Origin of the sequence: Pseudomonas sp. 13159349 (assembly GCF_013305685.1) — a bacterium.
In the GTDB taxonomy this organism is placed as follows: domain Bacteria; phylum Pseudomonadota; class Gammaproteobacteria; order Pseudomonadales; family Pseudomonadaceae; genus Aquipseudomonas; species Aquipseudomonas asiatica.
Genome location: NZ_CP045553.1, coordinates 3,085,102 through 3,105,194 on the forward strand (window position 1 = coordinate 3,085,102; position 20,093 = coordinate 3,105,194).

Sequence of the window (20,093 nt, forward strand, 5' to 3'; positions counted from 1 at the left end):
GCGCAAGGCTATGAAAACACCTGCCGTTATCCACCCTGCAAGGCATGCATTCCAGCTGTCCACCGTCGCTACGCTGATGCTCGGCTTTGGGCTGGTCACGGCGACAGCGGCGCCCATGGACGACAACAGCATGCCCCCGCCGACCGACCCGTCGGCCTACACTGACCAGCCGACTGACCCGACCCAGCCCTTGCTGGACCTCTATAGCATGCCAGAGGCGAATCAAGGCTCACTCGAACTGACCGATGGCGTTTACGGTGACCGCAACACGGTAAGCGCAAACAACGTGTTGCCACCGGCCCTGCAAACCGGGGAAAAATACCCCACCAATGGCAAGCCAAGCCCGCTGTTCGGCGCGTTGCCGTTTACCCAGCAGTTACTGCTGTTCGAGGAATTCGGCACGGAAAGGCTCGACCCCACGCTGCCGCCGCCCACTCTGACCTTCCCGGTGCCGACCCTGGGCGCGGCACCAGCGCAGGACCCCAACGTGGTGGCCCGCAGCGGCCCCAGCGGTACAGCCCTGGAAGCCTTCCTCAAACAGCCGGGCCTGTACCCCTTCCCGACCCAGTATTCCAACGTGCTCGACCGCAACCCATGGAAGGCGCAGATCGAGATGTTCCTCAACCGCCAACCGGTCGGTTCGCCTGCGGAAGGCCGGCCACCAGGAAAAGGCTGGTCGCACCAGCGCTGGAACGAGTTCTACCCGCAGGCGGGGTTCAAGACCGCCCAGGCCGGTGCGCGCATCAACCTCGGCCTGCGTGACCGCAAGCAGCTGCACAACTATGCAGTTGGCGAGTTCGCCCCGGGCGGCCTGTACTACCAGACTTCCGATATCCCGAACACACTGGGCACCACCAAGGGCATCGACACCCGCTTCCACCCGAAGATGCCGCTGCAAAACCACAAGTCGCTATGGACCTTCGACGGCACCTTTCCGCCCAAGCTGCTGATGGTGCGCTATGGCCAACCGATCCTGATGCGCCATTACAACGCGTTGCCGATCGACCCCTCGGCCAACGCCGGGTTTGGCCTGCACACCCTTTCGACCCATGAGCACAACGGCCACTCCCCGGCCGAGAGCGATGGCTATGCAAACGCCTACTTCTTCCCGGGGCAGTACTACGATTACCGCTGGCCGCTGCAACTGGCTGGGTATGACACCATCAACACCCGTGCCGAAGACCCACGCGCTGCGTTCCCTTGCTCGGCGGGCGAAACCTTGTTCGTCAACGATGCCAACCCCGGCCTGAAAACCTGCCAGAACGGCAGCATCAAGATTCGTGGTGACTGGCGCGAAACCATGAGCACCCACTGGTTCCACGACCACATGATGGATTTCACGGCGCAGAACGTCTACAAGGGCAACGCCGTGATGATGAACTACTACAGCGCCCTGGACCGCGGCAACGAGGCCCTGCAGGATGGCGTCAACCTGCGTTTCCCCAGTGGCTCGGGCATGCCGTGGGGTAACCGCGACTACGACGTCAACCTGGTGATCGCCGACAAGGCCTGGGATGCCAACGGCCAGCTGTGGTTCAACCCGTTCAACACCGATGGCTTCCTCGGCGACCAGATCCTGGTCAACTGGCAGTACCGGCCAACGCTCAAGGTACGCGCGCGCAGCTACCGCTTCCGTATCCTCAATGGCTCGGTGTCGCGCTACCTGAAGCTTGCCGTCGTGCGGGAGATCGCCGGCAACAGCGGCGAGTTCAAAGGCCCTACCGGCTCCAACCTTTCATACGCGCGGGTACCGTTCCACATGATCGCCAACGACGGCAACATCATGGAACACACCGTGCCGTTCGACGGCACCATGGACCTCAACGGTGACGGCAACCTGCAGGACAACAACGGCGTCCTGCCGCTGCAGGGTATCGCCGAACGCTACGACATCATCATCAACTTCGCCAAACACGGCATCAAGGTCGGCGACAAGCTGTACCTGGTCAACCTGGAGGAACATCAGAGCGGCAAGGGCCCGGAGGGTACCATTGCCCTGGCCGATGTGCTGTCGGAAAAATACAAGGCGGTAATCAAGCAGACCAGCAATGGGCCTGAGTGGGACAACGGCGACCCGGCGATCGGCAAGTTCATGCAGTTCGTGGTTCAGCCCTACAGCGGCCAGGACCTGAGCATGGACCCGGTTGCCTATGAGCCGGCCAAACCGGGCAAGGCCGAAGGCCTGAAAATGCTGCCGCTGCCGATAGACCGTAATTCGGCCACCGACCAGGCCAAGCTCAAGGATGCCCGCCATCGCGAGTTTATCTTCGGCCGCTCGGACGGTACCGACACCCAGCCCTGGACCATCAAGACAGATGGCAGCTTTGGCTACTCCATGGACCCACGTCGCATCAACGCGGCGCCACAGTTGGCCCAGCAGTCTACCGACGGCGGTTTCAGCGGCGACGGCACATTGGAAGTGTGGAAGATCATCAATGGCGGCAATGGCTGGAGCCACCCGGTGCATGTGCACTTCGAGGAAGGCGTGATCCTCAGTCGCGACGGCAAGGCCCCGCCAGAATGGGAAAAATGGGCGCGCAAGGACGTGTATCGCATAGGGCCGGATACCGACTCGTCCAAAGAGGTGGAAATGGCCATCCGCTTCCGCGAATTCGCCGGTACCTACATGGAACATTGCCACAACACCCAGCATGAAGACTCGTCGATGCTGCTGCGCTGGGACCTGGAACACCCAGGCCAGTTCCAGGTGATGCCGACCCCACTACCGGGTTGGGATGGCGTGGAGTACGTGGCTTCGGTTGGGCTGCCGACCTTCCGCACCGAAGACCATGATAACGACGACCCGACCAACAAACCGCCGGTTGCGGCCAACGACAGCGCGGCTACCACGGCCGGCAAGCAGATCACCTTGAACGTGCTGGCCAACGACACCGACCCGGAAAACAACCTGCCGTTGACCGTAGTCGGCCTCAGCCAGCCGGACTCCGGCCAGGGCACTACCAGTACCGACGGCAGCACGGTCACCTACGTCCCACCGGCCACGGTAACCACAGCGTTCACCGCCAGCTTCAACTACACGGCTCGTGACGCCAAGGGCGCCGAATCGGTGGCCCCGGCCACGGTCAGCATTGCGGTGAGCCCGGCAGCGGCGGTCGACCAGATCCAGGTCACCAGTGCCACGGTGCAGGTGCGCAGCGGCAACCGCTTTACCTGGGATATTTCGGGCACCACCACGGTGGCCACCGGCAACAGCATCACCGTGACTGCGGCAACCACCAGTGGCCCGCTGCTGCTGGGTACGGCCACGCTGAGTACCACTACCAGCGGCGCCCGTTGGCGCTTGTCAACCACAACCACCGGCAGCGGCCCGGCCACACCGGCGACCGTGACCGTGAAATCGGCGCTGGGGCAGAGCGTGACGGCGCCAGTCAGCATCAGGTAATCGAAAAGCGGGGGCCGCTGTGCGGCCCATCGCTGGCAAGCCAGCTCCCACCTCGACCGCGTCGGCTCCAAGCCTTGTGCAGTACCTGTGGGAGCTGGCTTGCCGGCGATAGGGCTGCAGGGCAGCCCCAATACCGTTATCGACGAGGACCGCATCATGTCCGGTTCATGGCGTTTCCTGCTGGTGCTCTCGCTGTTCGCCGCCAGTATCCCGTTCTGGCCGTTGCAACCACAGCAACCCGTGGCCGAGGAAGCTGAAACTCCCTGGGGCGCCGATTACTTCCCCAACATCCCGCTGCTCACCCAGGACGGTGAGAAAGTGCATTTCTTCGACGACCTGATCAAGGACAAGGTGGTCGCCATCAACTTCATCTTCACCGGCTGCTCCGACTCCTGCCCGGTGGAAACCGCGCGCCTGCGCCAGGTGCAGAAAATCCTCAGTGACCGGGTCGGCAAGGACATCTTCCTCTACTCCATCAGCATCGACCCCTACAACGACACCCCCGCCACACTCAAGCGCTACGCCGAAAAGTTTGGTATCGGCCCCGGCTGGACGCTGCTCACCGGCGAGCCGGCCGATATCGAACAATTGCGCCGCAGCCTGGGTCTGTACATCGATGGCCTGGAAAACGGCCGCTCCAAGGACCACAACCTGAGCCTGATCATCGGCAACCAGGCCACCGGCCGCTGGATGAAGGCCTCGCCCTTCGAAAACCCGTACATTCTCGCCGACCGCCTGGGCAACAGCCTGCACAACTGGAAACAGGCCAGTGCCATGGCCAATGACTACGCCCAGGCTCCCGAGGTGCGCGCACCCAGCAGTGGCGAGCAACTCTTCCGTACCCGCTGCTCGTCCTGCCACACCCTGGGCAATGCCGAGCCAGGACAACCCGGCATCGGCCCCGACCTGCTCGGCGTGACCCGCCAGCGTGATGCCAACTGGCTGACCCGCTGGCTGAAGGAGCCCGACCAGATGCTGGCCCAGAAAGACCCCCTGGCCATGCTGCTGTACGAACAATACAACCGCGTGGCCATGCCCAACATGCGCCTGGGCGATACCGAAGTCAGCGCGCTGATGAGTTACATGGAGGAAGAAACTGCGCGCCTGCAGACGCCGCTGGCCGATAAGGGAAATCCTTAAAGGCAATTGGCCACCAGTCATTAGGCTGTCATCTTACTGTCGTATTTTTCGACCATCACCCAGGGTCGGGAACTATCAGCAGTGATTCGCCGTTCGCTTTCATCCGCCAGCCTTCTGCGGCTGCTGATCCTGATGCTCTGTGCAGCCACCCTGGCCTTTGTCTGGGGACTGCATGTTTCGCAGAAGGTTGCCGCCCGCCAGGACGCGCTGTCGGCCAAGGCCGCCGAGCACCTGAACCTGGCCAGTATCGTTGGCGAAAGCCTGCGCCAGTTGGTGGATCGCGCCCAGGCCGTGGGCCGGGTCGCCCAGGACGACATGAAGATGCTGAGCCAGGGCAGCGTCAGCCTGGCGCGCATGCTTGCCGAAGACCCGGTATTCAAGCGCATGAGCCTGTACGACCGGCAAGGCCGGCTGTTGTCGGCCAGCCATGCCGACGAGGCCGCCGAGCTACCCGAAGACTGGCTGCGCCAGCTGCAGCGGCACGTTGCCCGCTACGGTTTCAAACCGTTCCTGCCCAGCGTGCAGCCCCCCGGGCAAGCGACCACCGTGCCCAACCGGCACCTGCCCTTCCTGCTACCGCTGACCAACCTGCCGGGTCGCGAAATCGACAATATCCTGGTGGTGCAGCTGGACATCGGCTACCTGGCGGTGCTGCTGCAGCACATCGACCTGGGCGGCAGCGGGCTGGTGCGCCTGCTGCAGGATGACGGCCTGGAGCGGGTGCGCATCGATAGCAGCGGCGTGGTGGCCGGTGACGCACTGCTGCCCGGGCTGCCGGACAGCGGCAGTGAAGCAGGCATGCTGACCCAGTACGCGGCCGGCGCCCCCTACCAGAGCCTGTACCGGCGCCTGCCCGAGCGGGGTTTCAGCGTGGTGGTCAGCCAGCGCCAGGACGAAATCCTCGCGCCCTCGACGCTTGCCTATTCCCGGCAGTTCTGGTTGAACCTGAGCATGACCCTGATGATCCTCGCCAGCCTGCTGTGGACCTTGCGCCTGTTGCGCAAGCGCCAGGAGGCCTTCAGCGCGCTGGAACAGGCACAGCAGGTCAACCAGCAGTTGATCGACCGCCTCGAGGACGAACACCGGCGCAGCAGCCATGCCGCGGCCACCGACCACCTCAGCGGCCTGCACAACCGCCGCCAGTTCGTCGAGGTGGCCGGCCAGGTGCTGACCCGGCAACGCGGCAAGCGCCGGCTGATGGCGATCCTGTTCATCGACATGGACCGCTTCAAGTCGATCAACGACTCGCTCGGGCACAAGATCGGCGACCTGCTGCTGCAGGCCGTTGCCGGGCGTATCCAGCGCCTGCTGGAGCCCGGCGACGAGGCTTCGCGCTTTGGTGGCGACGAGTTCGTGGTGCTGCTGGCCGGCGAGCGCAGCGAGGAGCAGATCAATGCCTGGGTCCGCGTACTGGTGCAGAAGCTGTCGGCCACCTATGCGCTGGACGGCCAGGAGGTCAACACCAGCCCCAGCGTGGGCGTGAGTATCTGCCCGCGCGACGGCCAGGACATCGACAGCCTGATCCGCAGTGCCGATGCCGCAATGTACTCGGCCAAGCAGGCCGGGCGCGCGCAGTACCGTTTCTTCGACCCGTCGCTGAACCTGGCCGACATCCACGCCTTCACCCTCGAACAGGCCTTCGGCAGCGCCCTGGCCGAGCGCCAGTTCGTGCTGCACTACCAGCCACAGATCCGCCTCGACACCCAGCAGGTGCTGGGCTACGAAGCGCTGGTGCGTTGGGACCACCCCGAGTTCGGCCTGCTGTACCCTGACCGGTTCATTGACCTGGCCGAACGCAGCGGCTTCATTGTCGAGCTGGGCTGGGAGGTGTTGCGCCTGGCCTGCGAGGCCCTGTCGGGTTGGGACGCCCAAGGCCGGAAGACGCGGCTGGCGGTCAATGTATCTGCGCTGCAGCTACGCCAGGCAGACTTCGCTGCACGGCTACTGAGCGAACTGCAGCAGTACGCCATCGCCCCGCAGCGGCTGGAGCTGGAAATCACCGAAACCACCATCCTCGACCCCGAAGGCACGGCGGTGGCGCACCTGCACACCCTGCGCGACGCCGGGCTGGGCATCAGCCTGGACGATTTCGGCCGCGGCTACGCCGGTTTTGCCCACCTGCATTCGCTGCCACTGAGCAAGCTGAAGATCGACCGCTCGCTGATTGCGCCTCTGTCCAACAGCCACGACGACAGCCCGATCGTATCGTCCACCATCATCCTTGCCAAACGCCTGGGCCTGGAAGTGGTGGCCGAAGGCGTGGAAACCCGCGAACAAGTGGTGTGCCTGAAGCTTGCCGGCTGCGATATCGCCCAGGGCTACCACTTCAGCCGGCCGCTGTCACCGGCGCAGCTGCGTGACTACCCGCTCTTCAACGGTGTCGAGGACAAGGCCTGCGTGTAATGGAGGCCCTGGCGAATCCGCCAGGATGAATCGATCATACCTGACGCGCCACGTCTGTAGGAGCGGCCTTGTGTCGCGATCGGGCCGCAAAGCGGCCCCAGCAGTATTCGCGTAAACACTAAAATCAGAGGGGCCGCTTCACGGCCCGATCGCGACACAAGGCCGCTCCTACAGGGACCGAGCATGTATTAGGAACCCATTTCGGTTTATCGTGTGCCCATCATCCACTTGCACCCGCACCATGACCGACATCGAGCGCTACCTCCGCGCCGCCACCCGTGACAACACCCGGCGCAGCTACCAGGCCGCCATCGAGCATTTCGAAACCCACTGGGGCGGTTTTCTCCCGGCCACGGCCGAGAGCATCGCCCGCTACCTGGCCGACCACGCCGACCAGCATGCCGTCAGTACCCTGCGCCAGCGCCTGGCGGCGCTCAGCCAATGGCACGTCGCCCAAGGTTTCCCCGACCCGACCAAGGCGCCGCTGGTGCGCCAGGTGCTGCGCGGCATCCGCACCTTGCACCCGACACCGCCCAGGCAGGCGGCGCCGCTGTTGCTGCAGCACCTGCAAAGCGCAGTGGAATGTTTCGAAGAAGAAGCCCGCCATGCCCGGGAACAGCATGACCTGGCCACCCTGCGCCGGGCGCGTCGCGACGCTGCGCTGCTGTTGCTGGGCTTCTGGCGCGGTTTTCGGGGTGATGAACTGGCACGCCTGCGCGTGGAGCACATCCAGGCCGAGGCCGGCGTCGGCATCACCCTGTTCCTGCCGCGCAGCAAGGGCGACCGCGAAGCCCTGGGCGTACAGCATCGCACCCCGGCCCTCAAGGCCTTGTGCCCGGTCACGGCCTACCTGCAATGGCTGGAAGTCGCCGGCATCGCCCATGGGCCGGTGTTCCGCAAGCTCGACCGCTGGGGCAACCTCGGCGACACCGCGCTCAACAGCAACAGCCTGGTCGGCCTGCTGCGGCGCATGCTGGAGCGCGCCGGGGTACCGGCGGCGCTGTATACCGGGCACTCGCTGCGCCGAGGTTTTGCCACCTGGGCCACGGCCAACGGTTGGGAGCTGAAGGCGCTGATGAGCTATGTGGGCTGGAAAGACGCGAAGTCGGCGTTGCGCTACATCGACGCGGCGCAGCGCTTTGGCGAACTGGCCGTGCTACCGGCCAGCCAGGCGCAAAAGCTTATTCCTTGAAGGTGTGACGGGCGATGCCGCCAATTTCCGGGTTGATGGCATACAGGTCGCCAGCGTCGGGGTAATGCTGCAAGTCTTCGGCACTCATGCCCAAGCGCGCGGTGCTGATGAACAAGGTATTCATCCCCTCCCCACCGAAGCAGCAACTGGTAGGGCACGGCACTGGCATCAGTACCTGGTCGGTGAGGTGACCATGGCGGTCATAGCGTAACAGGCAACTGCCATGGTACTGGCACACCCACAGGCCGCCGTCACGGTCCAGCGCAAGGCCGTCCGGCCGCCCCAGTTCGGCAGGGGTTTCGGCAAACAGAGTGACCGCGCCAAGCCGGCCTTCGGCCAGGTAACTGGCGCGGTAGATCGAGCGCGCCGCCGAGTCCACGAAGTACACCGTGTGGCCGTCCTGCGACCAGGCCAGGCCGGTGGGCAACGCCATGTCGTCGTGGATCACCTGATCGTTCAACTGCCCGTCAAAGCGGAACAGTGCCCCGGTGTTGCCGCTCAGGGCATCGTCCATCAGCCCGGTCACGAATCGGCCCTGCGGGTCGCAGGCGCCGTCGTTGAAACGGTAGGTCGACCGCGGGTGAACCGACACCGAATTCCGGCGCACCTTGCGCAGCGACACGTCGAAGATGGCCACGCTGGCGTCTTCGGTGAAAATCAGGTTGCCCTGGTCGGTCAGCGCCAGCGCGCCAATGCGTGCCGCGGATTCGTACAGGCACTCGGCCTGGCCATCAGGCGTCAGGCGGTTGATCCGCCCGCCAGAGATATCGACGAAGTACAACGCGCCGCTGCCTTCATCCCAGACCAGGCTTTCGCCCAGGTCGGCGCGGGTGCTGGCGACGTTGACTGGCACGTAGCGGCATGCCTTGAGGCGGTTGCGCAACTCGCCCACCTCCGCCAGCGTCATGGAACAGGCCAGTCCCAGGCCCTGTGCGGCATCGGTAAACACCGCAACGTTATCGTGGAAAGGCTCTGTGACGGGCATTTGCTGGCTACCTTCGATTCTCCTTTCTACGATAACAACAAAAAAATCAATGACCAAGCGCGGGGTGCGGCAGACTGCAGCGGTCGATCAAGTTCGCGTTGCGCAGCGCCACAGCCGCCCGATATCACAAGCCCGCGCCCGCAGCAGCTCAGCAGCATTGGCACAAGCCTGCTCCAGGCTCATCGGCCCGCTGGCCAAGGCAAAGGCAGCATCGACGCCATGGGCATACAGTTGCTGGTAGCCTTCACCCAAGGTGCCGGCCAGCACCACCACCGGCACCCCATGGCGCTTGGCAACCCGAGCCACCCCCATCGGCGTCTTGCCACGCAAGGTCTGGGCGTCGAAGCGCCCTTCGCCGGTCACTACCAGGTCTGCACCTTGCACCAAGGCATCCAGGCCGGCCAGTTCGGCCACCACTTCCACCCCAGGGCGGAACTGAGCCCCCATGAAGGCCCGGGCTGCGAACCCCATGCCACCAGCAGCGCCACAGCCTGGGTAGTCCCGCACATCCTCACCCAGCAGTTGCGCACAATGGTCGGCAAAATGCCCCAGGGCCTGGTCCAGCGCCTGCACCTGCTGTGGGTTGGCGCCCTTCTGCGGGCCGAAGATCGCCGAGGCGCCATTGGCGCCACACAGCGGGTTGTCGACATCTGCCGCGACTTCGAACTGCACCTCGGCCAGGCGCGGGTCGAGGTCGCTGGCATCGATGCGGGCCAGCTTGGCCAAGGCCAGGCCGCCCTCTTCCAGCGCTTGCCCGTGGGCGTCCAGCAGGCGCAGGCCCAGCGCCCGCAACATGCCGCTGCCCGCGTCGTTGGTGGCGCTGCCGCCAATGGCCAGCACTACCCTTTGCGCGCCAGCGGCCAGAGCGGCGGCAATCAGCTCGCCGGTACCCCAGGTGCTGCTGCGGCAGGCATCGCGCTGGCCAGTCGGCACCAGTTGCAGGCCACTGGCCTGGGCCATTTCGATGATCGCCGTGCGGCTTTGCGGCAGCCAGCCCCAGCCCGCCTCCACGCTTTGCCCCAACGGCCCGCGTACCGTCTGACGACGCAGCTCGCCGTGGCTGGCGGCAAGAATCGCATCCATGGTGCCTTCGCCACCGTCGGCCATCGGGCACTCGACCAGCTCGGCCTCCGGCCAGGCCTCGCCCATGCCCGCCGCGATGGCGCGGGCGACACCGGCGGCGTCGAGGCTGTCCTTGAACGAGTCGGGGGCAATGACGATCTTCATGGGGTTTCTCCTGTCCTGATGAGCGGCATGCTGACAGGTGGCTGCAAAGGTGGCCTCGGTCAAATGCACAAAATGCCGGGCGGGTTGTTTGGGCAGATGCCTTTCACCTGCCCCGGCCCTATCGCCGGCAAGCCAGCTCCCACAGGTTCAACACAGGCCTGAGAGCAGCATGCATCCAGTGGGAGCTGGCTTGCCGGCGATAGGGCCGGGGCAGGCGGCCCTTCAGTCGGCAGGCAGCAGCTGCAACCCCAGGTACAGGCTAAGCATCCCTTCCATGCGCAGCGGGTCGACCTCGCCCAGCTCGGCAATCCGCTCCAGGCGGTAGCGCAGGCTGTTGCGGTGGATGCCCAGGGCATCGGCACAGGCCTGGCTCTGGCCGTCATGGGCACACCAGGCGCGCAGGGTGGTGAGCAACTGCCCGCTGCTGTCCTTGCTGCGAATACGTTGCAACGGTTCCAGCAATTCATCCAGCGCATCATCGTTGCGGTGCCGCCACAGCAATGCCGGCAACCGGTAGCGCTGCAGGCTGAGCAAGCGCTCGCCGGGCAGTACCTCGCGCCCATAGGCCAACAGGTCGCGCACCCGGCGATAACCCCGGCGCAGTTGCTCCAGGCTTTGCGCGACACTGCCCAGGGCCAGCCGCTCCACGTCCCAGCCATGGCGCTGCAGGCGTTCCAGCAGGCGAGTTTCGTCCAGCGCCACACCTGCCGGGCGACACCACAACAACGACTGGCGGGCCGGGCTTACGCACCAACTGTCCGGGTAGCGGCTCATCAACCATGCCGCCAGGGTTTCGGCGGCTGGCCCCGAGGCCAGCTCGAAAAGGCACGGTACCCGCGGCAGCTGGGGCTTGAGGCCCAGTTGCCGGGCCTCGTCGAGCAACCGGGGAGAATCGCCGCTGCCGCCCAGCAACAGGGCCAGCAAATCGTCACAGCGCTGGCGTCGCCATTGCTGGTCGGCCTGCAAATGGCGCTGGGCCAGCAGCATCTCGGCGGTCATGCGCACCAGCTCGCCATAGGTGCGCACTTGCTGCGGGTCACCGGTCAAGCCGAGTACGCCCATCAATCGGCCATCCAGCATCAGCGGCAGGTTCACCCCGGGCTGCACGCCCTTCAGGCACTTGGCAGCGTCCGTATCCAGCTCGACGATGCGGCCGTTGGCCAGCACCAGTTGCGCACCCTCGTGGCGGGTGTTGATACGCTCAGGTTCGCCACTGCCGAGGATCAACCCCTGGCTGTCCATGACATTGACGTTGCATGGCAGAATGGCCATCGCGCGGTCAACGATATCCTGCGCCAGGTCATGGTCGAGTTCGAACATTGAGCGGTCCTTTGGGTGTCAGGGATTTGGGCTCGGGCACAGCAGCCCGGTGCAAGTGCTGTGCAAAAGCACAAAGACAGGCACGCCGCAGTCCCCGAGACTCGTCAGGGCGAGCGCCGGAACAGGCGACGCGGCGACAACCATAACAACAGAGAACCCGATCATGGCATACAGCCCCGCCCCTGACCAAGGCACGGACACCACCCGCAACGCGCTGTACCGGCGCATCACCCTGCGGCTGATTCCGTTCATTTTCATCTGCTACCTGTTCAACTACCTGGACCGCGTCAACGTCGGCTTTGCCAAGCTGCAGATGCTCGACGCCCTGAAGTTCAGCGAAACGGTGTACGGCCTTGGCGCCGGCATCTTCTTCATCGGCTATGTGCTCTGCGGCCTGCCGAGCAACCTGGCGCTCAACCGCTTCGGCCCGCGGCGCTGGATCGCGCTGATGATGATCGCCTGGGGCAGCCTCTCCACCTGCCTGCTGTTCGTCACCACGCCCACCGAGTTCTACGCCTTGCGCCTGTTGACCGGCGCCGCCGAAGCCGGCTTCTTCCCGGGCGTGGTGCTGTACCTTTCGCGCTGGTTCCCGGCGGCCCGCCGCGGCCGCATCATGGCGCTGTTCATGTCGGCGATCCCGGTATCGGGCCTGCTCGGCGGGCCGTTCTCCGGCTGGATCCTCCAACACTTCGCCGCCGGCCAGCACGGCCTGGCCGGCTGGCAATGGATGTTCCTGATCCAGGGCCTGCCGACCGTTGCCCTGGGTGTACTGGCGGTGTTCCTGCTCAGTGACGGCTACCAGAAAGCCGCCTGGCTGAGCCCGTCCGAACGTCAGCTGATCGCCGCCGACCTGGACGCCGATGCCGCCAGCAAGCCGAGCACCACCGGCGACGGCGTGCTCGCCGTGCTGACCAACCCGCTGATCTGGACCTTCGGCTTTGTCTACTTCTGCATCCAGAGCGGTGTGTATGCGATCAACTTCTGGCTGCCGTCGATCATCAAGAACATGGGCTTCGACAACCCGCTGCTGATCGGCTGGCTCAGCGCCATCCCGTACCTGCTGGCCGGCGTGTTCATGATCCTCTGCGGGCGTTCTGCCGACCTGCGCAACGAGCGCCGCTGGCATCTTGTGGTGCCGATGCTGATGGGCGCCATCGGCCTGCTGATCGCGGTGAACTTCGCCGGCAACCCGACCATTGCCATCCTCGGCCTGTCGATCGCCACCATGGGCGCGCTCACCGGCCTGCCGATGTTCTGGCCTATGCCCACCGCGCTGCTCAGCGCCGGCGCGGCTGTCGCGGGCCTTGCGATCATCAACTCGGTGGGCCAGATGGCCGGTTTCCTCAGCCCGTACCTGGTCGGTTTCATCAAGGACCAGACCGGCTCGACCGATGCTGCGCTATATTCGCTGGCGGCGTTGATCGTGCTGGGTAGCCTGGTGGCCTTGCGGGTTACCCGGGCTGGTGCGCTGAGTACTGCAAGCGCCAGTTGAACCCATTCGCGGGCTCGCCCGCTCCCACAGGATCACCACAAGCTCGAACGCTGTGGTATCCCTGTGGGAGCGGGCAAGCCCGCGAAGAGGCCAGCCCAGGCCACATAAAATCCACACCCTCCACCGATCGTCAGCTCAACGCATCCCATCCCCAGCCCAGGCGTCAAATGGTTCCAAAGGTCCCTTTGGAGAACCCCCATGACCCAGCACGCCGTGGCCCGACTGGCTCAACTCGACGAACACCGCCCCCTGCGCGTCCAGGCCGGCAGCGAGGAGATCATCCTCATCCGCCAGGGCGACCAGGTGCACGCCTACCAGGGCAACTGCCCCCACGAAGGCGCGCCACTCAATGAAGGCGTGGTGTGCGGCGGCCTGCTGGTGTGCCCCTGGCACAAGGCCGCGTTCGCTGTGGACGAGGGCGCGGTCTGCGAACCGCCGGCCCTGGCCGACCTGCGCCGCTACAAAACCTGGGTCAAGGGCGACGAGGTCTGGGTCGACGACCAACCCCTGCCCAGAACCGAGCCGCCCCGCCACAGCGACGCCCGCTGTTTCGTGGTGGTCGGCGCTGGTGCCGCGGGCAGTGCCGCAGTTTCCACCCTGCTGGCCCATGGCTTTGCCGGCCGCCTGGTCTGGATCGATCAGGAGCGCCAACCAGCCTACGATCGTACTTCCCTGAGCAAATTCGTGATCGCCGGGCAGATGCCGCCCGATGAGGTGCCGGCCCTGCTCGACGCCGACGCCCTGCGCAAGGGCCAGCTGGAGCGCAAGCATGGCAAGGTGCGCACCCTGAACACGCAGAAGCGCCAGATCACCCTGGCCGACGGCCAGCAGATCGACTATGACGCCTGCCTGCTGGCCACCGGCGGCAAGGCGCTGCGGCCCGATATCCCGGGCGTCGACCTGCCTGGGGTATTTACCCTGCGTTCACGGGAGGATGCCGCGCACCTGCTGGATGCTGCCGAGCCCGGCCAGCCGGCAGTGATCGTCGGCGATGGCTTCATCGGCCTGGAAGCCGCGTCGGCCTTGCGCAAGTACGGCGTGCAGGTGCACCTGATCACCCGCCATGAGGTCCCCCTGGCCCGGCAACTGGGCGAGCGCATTGGCCGTAGCATCCGCGAGTTGCACGAACGCAAGGGGGTCACCTTCCACGGCCCTACCGAGGTCGTACGGATCGAGGGCCAGGACAAGGTCGAGGCCGTGCTGCTGGCCAACGGTGAGCGGCTACAGACGCCATTGGTGCTGCTGGGCACCGGGGTAAGGCCTGCGACCGCGTTCATTCAGGGCGTGCTGCTGACCGAGGACAAGTCAGTGCAAGTGGACGCCGAAATGCGCGCCGCAGATGGCCTGTGGGCCGCGGGGGATATCGCCACCTTCCCCCTCAGCGGGCGCCCGGTGCGTATCGAGCACTGGCGGCTGGCCCAGCAACATGGAGTGATCGCCGCCGCCAACATGCTCGGCGAGCAGCGCCGCTACGCCGACGTACAGTTCTTCTGGACCTACCAGCACGGCCGCACCTACGAAGTACTGGGCCACGCGCGGGACTGGAACCGTATCGAGTTCGTCGGCGAGCCGGAAAAAGGCGACTTCATTGCCTTGCAATGCGTGGATGAGCGGGTCGAGGCAGTTGTCGCCAAGGGCTATTCCGATGCCATGGCGACGCTGTCGCAACGCCTGAAGCGACCGTTGACCTTGCAGGAGGCCTTGGCGCTGATCGGTTGAGGCTGCCTTTCATTGCGCCCCGGTTGTGTGTAAAACGGGTAGATCAGCCGACCGCACAAGGACCCAAGCGCATGATCTACCGCCCCCTCGGCCACAGTGGCCTGCAGGTTTCCGCCCTTACCCTGGGCAGCATGATGTTCGGCGAGCAGACCAGCACCGAGGACGCCCTGCGCATCATCGACAAGGCCTGGGACCAGGGCATCAACTTCATCGACACTGCAGACGTGTACAACGCCGGACGTGCGGAGGAAATCGTCGGCGAAGCGGTGGCCCGCCATCGCCATGACTGGATCGTGGCCAGCAAGGTCGGCTTTGGCCCGGCCGATGGCCTTCCCAACCGCAGCGGCCTGTCGCGCAAGCACATCTTCAATGCCCTCGATGCCACGCTGACGCGCATGGACATGGACTACCTGGATATCTACTACCTGCACCGCGAAGACCACAAGGTGCCGCTGGAGGAAACCGTGCAGGCCATCGGCGACCTGCTGCGCCAAGGCAAGATCCGCTACTGGGGCGTGTCCAACTTCCGCGGCTGGCGCATCGCCGAGGCGTGCCACATTGCCGAGCGCCTGGGCGTGCCCAGGCCGGTGGTGAGCCAGCCGCTGTACAACATCGTCAATCGCCAGGCCGAACCGGAGCAGCTTACCGCTGCGGCCGCCCATGGCCTGGGCGTGGTGCCATTCAGCCCGCTCGCGCGGGGCGTGCTCAGCGGCAAATATGCGCCGGGGGCGGTGCCGGATGCCGGTAGCCGTGCCGGGCGCCAGGACAAGCGCATCATGGAGGTGGAATGGCGCCAGGAGTCGCTGACCATTGCCCGGCAGATCCAGGCCTATGTGGAAGCCAAGGGCGTGGGTATCGTCGAGTTCGCGATTGCCTGGGTACTGAACAATCGGCTGGTCAGTTCGGCGATTGTCGGGCCGCGGACCGAAGAACAGTGGGATACCTATGGCGGGGCGCTGGCGGTGAAGATTACCGCGGAGGATGAAGCGTTCATTGATTCGCTGGTCACGCCGGGGCATGCATCGACGCCGGGGTTCAATGATGTGGCGCATTATGTGAGTGGGCGGTTGGCCCGTAGCTGATCGTTCTCCTGTTCTGGCCTCTTCGCGGGTAAACCCGCTCCTACAGGATTGCCCATGACTCCAGAGCCTGTGCAACCGCTGTGGGAGCGGGTTTACCCGCGAAGAGGCCGGTAGCTTTAACCCAGCTGCGCCAGGGCCTGCGCGGCATAGGCATGCGAACGCTGCCGTGCCAGCGGGTCGTGGATGCGGCAGTCGATCATCAGTTCATCCGCACCGGTCTGCTCGATCAACGTGCGCAACCCTTCCCTTACCCGGTCCGGCCCGCCGGCCACGGTGCAGGCCATCACCTGCTCAAGTACCTCGCGTTCATGGTCCGGCAGGCTCTCGACATAGCCCTCCTGCGGCTTGGGCAACAGGCCGACGCGCCCGACGTGCAAGTCCAGCATCCACTTGCGATGGGAGCTGGCCAGGTAATCCGCCTCGGCATCGCTGTCGGCGGCGAACAGGTTCATGCCCACCATCACATACGGCTTGGCCAGTTGTGCCGAAGGCTGGAAGTTGGCCCGGTAATGGGCAATGGCCTGCAGCAGGTAGCGCGGGGCAAAGTGCGAGGCGAAGGCATAGGGCAGGCCCAGTTTCGCTGCCAGGTCGGCACCGAACAGGCTGGAGCCGAGAATCCACACCGGTATGTCATGCTTGCCAGGCACGCCGCGCACCCGCCGTTTGCCATTGTCAGCCAGGTAGTCGCGCAGTTCGGCTATGTCCTGGCTGAAGTCGCGCTCTGGCGCAGCACCACGCAAGGCGCGCACGGTAGGCCCGGAGCTGCCCGGCGCACGGCCGAGGCCCAGGTCGATGCGGCCAGGGTGCAGGGTGTCTAGCGTACCGAACTGCTCGGCCACAACAAGCGGCGCGTGGTTGGGCAGCATGATGCCACCGGCGCCAACGCGGATATGCCGGGTGGCGTTGGCGATTTCGTTGATGACCAGTGACGTGGCGGCCGAGCCGATGCCCGGCATGTCGTGGTGCTCGGCGATCCAGTAGCGGCTGTAGTGCTGTTGCTCGACATGGCGCGCCAGTTGGCGGGACTCTTCGATCGCGTCGGCGAAGGTCTTGCCTTCGCCGATCATGACCAGGTCCAGTACGGACAGTGCAGTCATGGGGTCTCCACAGGGATTATCAGTGACTGCCAGTTTCCCTGCTGCGCAGCCAGTGATAAACCCGGCTTCAGGCCCGGCATAGGGGCCTGCCATTCCCCAATCAGTCTTCCCAGGGCACGCCCGGTTCCCAGCTGGCTACCAGCAGGTCGATAAAGCCGCGTACCCGCGGCGACAGGTGGCGCTTGCTTGGGTAGACGATGCGAATCGGGTCCGCCGGTGGCCGATAGGCTTGCAGCACCTCCACCAGGGTGCCGGCGCGCAGGTCGTCGCCGGTGATGTAGGTGGGCAGGTGAACCAGCCCGAAACCCGCCCGGGCGCCAGCGAGCATCGCCTCGGAGCTGTCGATGTTCAGCCGCCCGGGGTCTTCGCACAGGTGCAGCCCCGCTTCGGTATGAAAGCGCCACGGCATGACCTTTTCGCCGGCCAGGAAGGCGATCTTGTCATGGCCGTAGAGGTCGCCGGGCACCTGTGGTACGCCGCGTGCGTCCAGGTATGCGGGAGAGGCGCAGGTGACGAACTGCTGCCAGGCCACCGTACGGGTCAAGAGTTGCGAGTCTTCCTTCGGTACACCGATACGCACCGCAACGTCGATACCCTCCTCGACCAGGTCGACGAAACGGTCGGTGAAGCGTATATCCGCGCGCAGCTCGGGCCACTGGTTCAGGTAGCGGTCGAGAATCGGCAGCACATGGCGCTGGCCGAACGACAGGGGTGCTGTCAGGCGCAGGGTGCCGGTGGGCTTGCCACGGCGCTGGGCCATGGTGCTTTCCACCTCGTCCAGGTCGTCCAGAATCTGCCGCCAGCGTTCATAGGCCACCAGGCCCTCGTCGGTCAGGCTCAGCTTGCGCGTGGTGCGGTTGAGCAAGCGCACGGCCATGCGCGCCTCCAGGCGAGCGATGCTCTTGCCCACCGCCGAGCGCGTCAGGCCCAAGGTGGCGGCGGCGGCGGTAAAACTGCCAGCCTTCGCGGCGCTGACGAAGGCGGTGATGTCGCCGAAGCGGTTGGGTTCCATGGGTGGTTCCTGAGTCTGGTGCGGCTGGTTTAGATAGGTATGGATTTGTGAAATGCAAGCAGGACTGTCGAGAGCGATCAAGCGAAGACCTTGATCACCACTAAATGCACCGGATAGAACAGGTAACCCCAACGCCCCACCGCAGGCACCCGCCAACCCTCCTGACGCAGCAACGACCACCCGAGCGGAATCGCCAAGGCCGCGGCCATCAGCGTCAGCACGGTAAACGGCGCCAACAGATGCTCCTGCAACCAGCTGTTGGTCAGGTTCCCCCCCATGGCCAACAGGCAGGGCAACAACCAGGCCCCCCCTTCCTTGCGCCGGGCCATCAACCAGGCGCCCGGCAGCATTACCCCGGGCAGCCCGTACATCAGCTGTTCGCTGAACAGCCACCCTGCAAGCAGACCGGCAAAGCCAAGCACGCGCGCCGAAATCAACGGATGATGCACACCCCAGGCAACCAGCAACCCCAACACCAGGGTCGGCATCACACTGAACGTTGACGAACCACTGTCCAGCCAACGGTACGCAGGTTCCGACAGCACCGCGAACACCAGCATCAGCCCCAGATAACGCAGGTTGCCGCGGGTATAGAGCGTCCCGCAGCTGGTGCGCGCCACATTCACCGCAATCGCCAGGCAAAACAGTGGAAACGCCAACCGGCCAACCACGAACAAGCCATCGGCATCAGGCCACAGAAAACGCAGGTGGTCGGCGACCATGGTCAGCATCGCCGTCCACTTGACCAGGTCCAGCCCGGCTGAACGCACGCCTCAGCGCCCGCGCTCGACTGTGGCAGGCCCCAGGTAGCGATCGGTCCACGCGGCCAGCGGCAAAGGTGGCTGCTGCTCGACGATCCGTCGCCAGATCAGCACCAGGTCGTCGCCATTGAACGCCGCCCCTGGCCCGGCACCCTCCCACAGCGACGGCACATCGGCAATCCAGTGCCCCTGGCTGTCTCGGTGGGCCATGTTGAAGCGGAACGTGTAGTTACCCGGGATACCCATGCGCAGGTCGCTGACCACCAGCGCATCGCCGATCTGGTCGTAGCGCAGCCAGTCATCGGTGAACCAGCGCAGGCGCTGGTGCAACGGGTGCCCGGCCAGCGCTTGCGCCAGTTGAAGATTACGCGGCAAACGTTGCATTTCTGGCGGGTGCTGGTCGAACCCGCTGCTGATGCCCTCGTAGTAATCGCCATCCGGGGTCTTGGCCAGCACCCGCCAGACCAGGCTGTTGAACGCTATCGGCACGGCACGCACCTGGCTGACGGCGATGCCTTGGCGGTCGAGGGCAGCCTGGAACCGCTGCTCGGCCGCCATGCGTCCGGCCAGGCCGAACCCCAGGTAGGCTGCGCTGAAGAGCAAGGCCAAGGTCATTAGCTGCACCGCCTTGCTTGTCAGCCCCTTGATGCTTGCGTAGATCACCGCGGCCAGCAGCGGCACGGTGTAGACCGGGTCGATGATGAACACCGCCGCCCAGCTTTCCGGGGTGGCCTGCAAGGGCCAGAACAACTGCGTGCCGTAGACCGTGAAGGCGTCGAGCAACGGGTGGGTGACCAGCACCAGCCAGAACGCCAGGAACAGCCTGGGCAAGGTATAGCCTTTGCCTGGCCAGCATTTGTTGACCAGCCAGGCCAGCAGCAAGGCCAGCCCGGTGAGCACGAACAAGGAATGAGAAAAGCCGCGGTGGTAGGTCATCTGCGACACCGGGTCGGCGTAGCGGATGATCACGTCCAGGTCGGGAAGCGTGCCCAGCGCCGCACCATACAACAGTGAGCGGCGGCCCTGGATGCGGCCAAGCACGGTACCTTGCAAGGCCGCGCCGAGTACGGCCTGGGTGATGGAGTCCAAGGGTGGCATTCCTGAAAGGGAGGTTTCCGGAAGCTAACTTCATCCGGGCCCAATGCGCAATTCCTCTTGAAGGTGCATCTGTAACGGGCTGCCTGCACTGGCCTCATCGCCGGCAAGCCAGCTCCCACCCCGACCGCGTTGAGCTCAAGGTATGCGCTATCCCTGTGGGAG

Annotated in this window: 14 protein-coding genes; 7 read left to right on the plus strand and 7 right to left on the minus strand. The window is 65.1% G+C overall.

The annotated features are described in order from the left end of the window. Nucleotides 1-10 precede the first annotated feature (10 nt). The 4 genes from GEV38_RS14550 (at nucleotide 11) to GEV38_RS14565 (ending at nucleotide 8,138) form a co-directional block, all read left to right on the plus strand. Nucleotides 11-3,403: an Ig-like domain-containing protein gene (locus GEV38_RS14550; RefSeq protein WP_015270364.1), complete on the plus strand. Its 3,393-nt coding sequence runs from the start codon at nucleotides 11-13 to the stop codon at nucleotides 3,401-3,403. Nucleotides 3,404-3,559: 156 nt separating this feature from the next. Further along, on the plus strand, nucleotides 3,560-4,543 hold the full coding sequence (locus GEV38_RS14555; RefSeq protein ID WP_043936156.1) for an SCO family protein: 984 nt from the start codon (nucleotides 3,560-3,562) through the stop codon (nucleotides 4,541-4,543). Nucleotides 4,544-4,624: 81 nt separating this feature from the next. Beyond that, nucleotides 4,625-6,946: a bifunctional diguanylate cyclase/phosphodiesterase gene (locus tag GEV38_RS14560; protein ID WP_015270366.1), complete on the plus strand. Its 2,322-nt coding sequence runs from the start codon at nucleotides 4,625-4,627 to the stop codon at nucleotides 6,944-6,946. A gap of 241 nt (nucleotides 6,947-7,187) precedes the next feature. After that, entirely contained in the window at nucleotides 7,188-8,138 is a 951-nt protein-coding gene (locus GEV38_RS14565; protein WP_054573275.1) for a site-specific integrase, read from the plus strand. Here GEV38_RS14565 and GEV38_RS14570 read toward each other — a convergent pair. From GEV38_RS14570 to GEV38_RS14580, 3 genes are all read right to left on the minus strand, one after another. Next, on the minus strand, nucleotides 8,128-9,045 hold the full coding sequence (locus tag GEV38_RS14570; protein ID WP_236222227.1) for an SMP-30/gluconolactonase/LRE family protein: 918 nt from the start codon (nucleotides 9,043-9,045) through the stop codon (nucleotides 8,128-8,130). The genes GEV38_RS14565 and GEV38_RS14570 overlap by 11 nt on opposite strands. Before the next feature lie 165 nt (nucleotides 9,046-9,210). Continuing rightward, complete coding sequence (locus tag GEV38_RS14575; RefSeq protein ID WP_054573273.1) at nucleotides 9,211-10,350, minus strand: glycerate kinase; 1,140 nt, start codon at nucleotides 10,348-10,350, stop codon at nucleotides 9,211-9,213. Nucleotides 10,351-10,572: 222 nt separating this feature from the next. Next, complete coding sequence (locus tag GEV38_RS14580) at nucleotides 10,573-11,670, minus strand: sugar diacid recognition domain-containing protein (RefSeq protein ID WP_054573272.1); 1,098 nt, start codon at nucleotides 11,668-11,670, stop codon at nucleotides 10,573-10,575. A 163-nt stretch (nucleotides 11,671-11,833) separates the two neighbouring features. Here GEV38_RS14580 and GEV38_RS14585 point away from each other — a divergent pair, with 163 nt between their 5' ends. The 3 genes from GEV38_RS14585 (at nucleotide 11,834) to GEV38_RS14595 (ending at nucleotide 15,963) form a co-directional block, all read left to right on the plus strand. Further along, the gene (locus GEV38_RS14585) at nucleotides 11,834-13,162 is read left to right on the plus strand and encodes an MFS transporter (RefSeq protein ID WP_054573271.1); all 1,329 of its coding nucleotides are present in this window, start codon (nucleotides 11,834-11,836) and stop codon (nucleotides 13,160-13,162) included. A gap of 198 nt (nucleotides 13,163-13,360) precedes the next feature. Beyond that, nucleotides 13,361-14,881: an FAD-dependent oxidoreductase gene (locus GEV38_RS14590; protein ID WP_054573270.1), complete on the plus strand. Its 1,521-nt coding sequence runs from the start codon at nucleotides 13,361-13,363 to the stop codon at nucleotides 14,879-14,881. Nucleotides 14,882-14,952: 71 nt separating this feature from the next. Continuing rightward, nucleotides 14,953-15,963 carry an aldo/keto reductase gene (locus tag GEV38_RS14595; protein ID WP_054573269.1) on the plus strand — a complete coding sequence of 337 codons (1,011 nt, stop codon included), beginning with the start codon at nucleotides 14,953-14,955 and terminating at the stop codon, nucleotides 15,961-15,963. 116 nt (nucleotides 15,964-16,079) lie between these two features. Here GEV38_RS14595 and GEV38_RS14600 read toward each other — a convergent pair whose 3' ends face one another. The 4 genes from GEV38_RS14600 to GEV38_RS14615 form a co-directional block, all read right to left on the minus strand. After that, nucleotides 16,080-17,060 carry an LLM class flavin-dependent oxidoreductase gene (locus tag GEV38_RS14600; protein ID WP_054573268.1) on the minus strand — a complete coding sequence of 327 codons (981 nt, stop codon included), beginning with the start codon at nucleotides 17,058-17,060 and terminating at the stop codon, nucleotides 16,080-16,082. 100 nt (nucleotides 17,061-17,160) lie between these two features. Continuing rightward, the gene (locus GEV38_RS14605; RefSeq protein ID WP_054573267.1) at nucleotides 17,161-18,072 is read right to left on the minus strand and encodes a LysR family transcriptional regulator; all 912 of its coding nucleotides are present in this window, start codon (nucleotides 18,070-18,072) and stop codon (nucleotides 17,161-17,163) included. A 77-nt stretch (nucleotides 18,073-18,149) separates the two neighbouring features. After that, nucleotides 18,150-18,842 carry a TraX family protein gene (locus GEV38_RS14610; protein WP_081014000.1) on the minus strand — a complete coding sequence of 231 codons (693 nt, stop codon included), beginning with the start codon at nucleotides 18,840-18,842 and terminating at the stop codon, nucleotides 18,150-18,152. A 3-nt stretch (nucleotides 18,843-18,845) separates the two neighbouring features. Further along, the gene (locus tag GEV38_RS14615) at nucleotides 18,846-19,922 is read right to left on the minus strand and encodes a metal-dependent hydrolase (protein WP_054573265.1); all 1,077 of its coding nucleotides are present in this window, start codon (nucleotides 19,920-19,922) and stop codon (nucleotides 18,846-18,848) included. Nucleotides 19,923-20,093: the final 171 nt, after the last annotated feature.

Excerpts from the sequence above, each read along its gene's own strand:
- GEV38_RS14585 (WP_054573271.1), top strand. The coding sequence starts at position 11,834 with ATGGCATACAGCCCCGCCCCTGACCAAGGCACGGACACCACCCGCAAC.
- GEV38_RS14565 (WP_054573275.1), top strand. The coding sequence starts at position 7,188 with ATGACCGACATCGAGCGCTACCTCCGCGCCGCCACCCGTGACAACACC.
- GEV38_RS14555 (WP_043936156.1), top strand. The coding sequence starts at position 3,560 with ATGTCCGGTTCATGGCGTTTCCTGCTGGTGCTCTCGCTGTTCGCCGCC.
- GEV38_RS14590 (WP_054573270.1), top strand. The coding sequence starts at position 13,361 with ATGACCCAGCACGCCGTGGCCCGACTGGCTCAACTCGACGAACACCGC.
- GEV38_RS14550 (WP_015270364.1), top strand. The coding sequence starts at position 11 with ATGAAAACACCTGCCGTTATCCACCCTGCAAGGCATGCATTCCAGCTG.
- GEV38_RS14600 (WP_054573268.1), bottom strand. The coding sequence starts at position 17,060 with ATGACTGCACTGTCCGTACTGGACCTGGTCATGATCGGCGAAGGCAAG.
- GEV38_RS14570 (WP_236222227.1), bottom strand. The coding sequence starts at position 9,045 with ATGACGCTGGCGGAGGTGGGCGAGTTGCGCAACCGCCTCAAGGCATGC.
- GEV38_RS14605 (WP_054573267.1), bottom strand. The coding sequence starts at position 18,072 with ATGGAACCCAACCGCTTCGGCGACATCACCGCCTTCGTCAGCGCCGCG.
- GEV38_RS14595 (WP_054573269.1), top strand. The coding sequence starts at position 14,953 with ATGATCTACCGCCCCCTCGGCCACAGTGGCCTGCAGGTTTCCGCCCTT.
- GEV38_RS14575 (WP_054573273.1), bottom strand. The coding sequence starts at position 10,350 with ATGAAGATCGTCATTGCCCCCGACTCGTTCAAGGACAGCCTCGACGCC.
- GEV38_RS14580 (WP_054573272.1), bottom strand. The coding sequence starts at position 11,670 with ATGTTCGAACTCGACCATGACCTGGCGCAGGATATCGTTGACCGCGCG.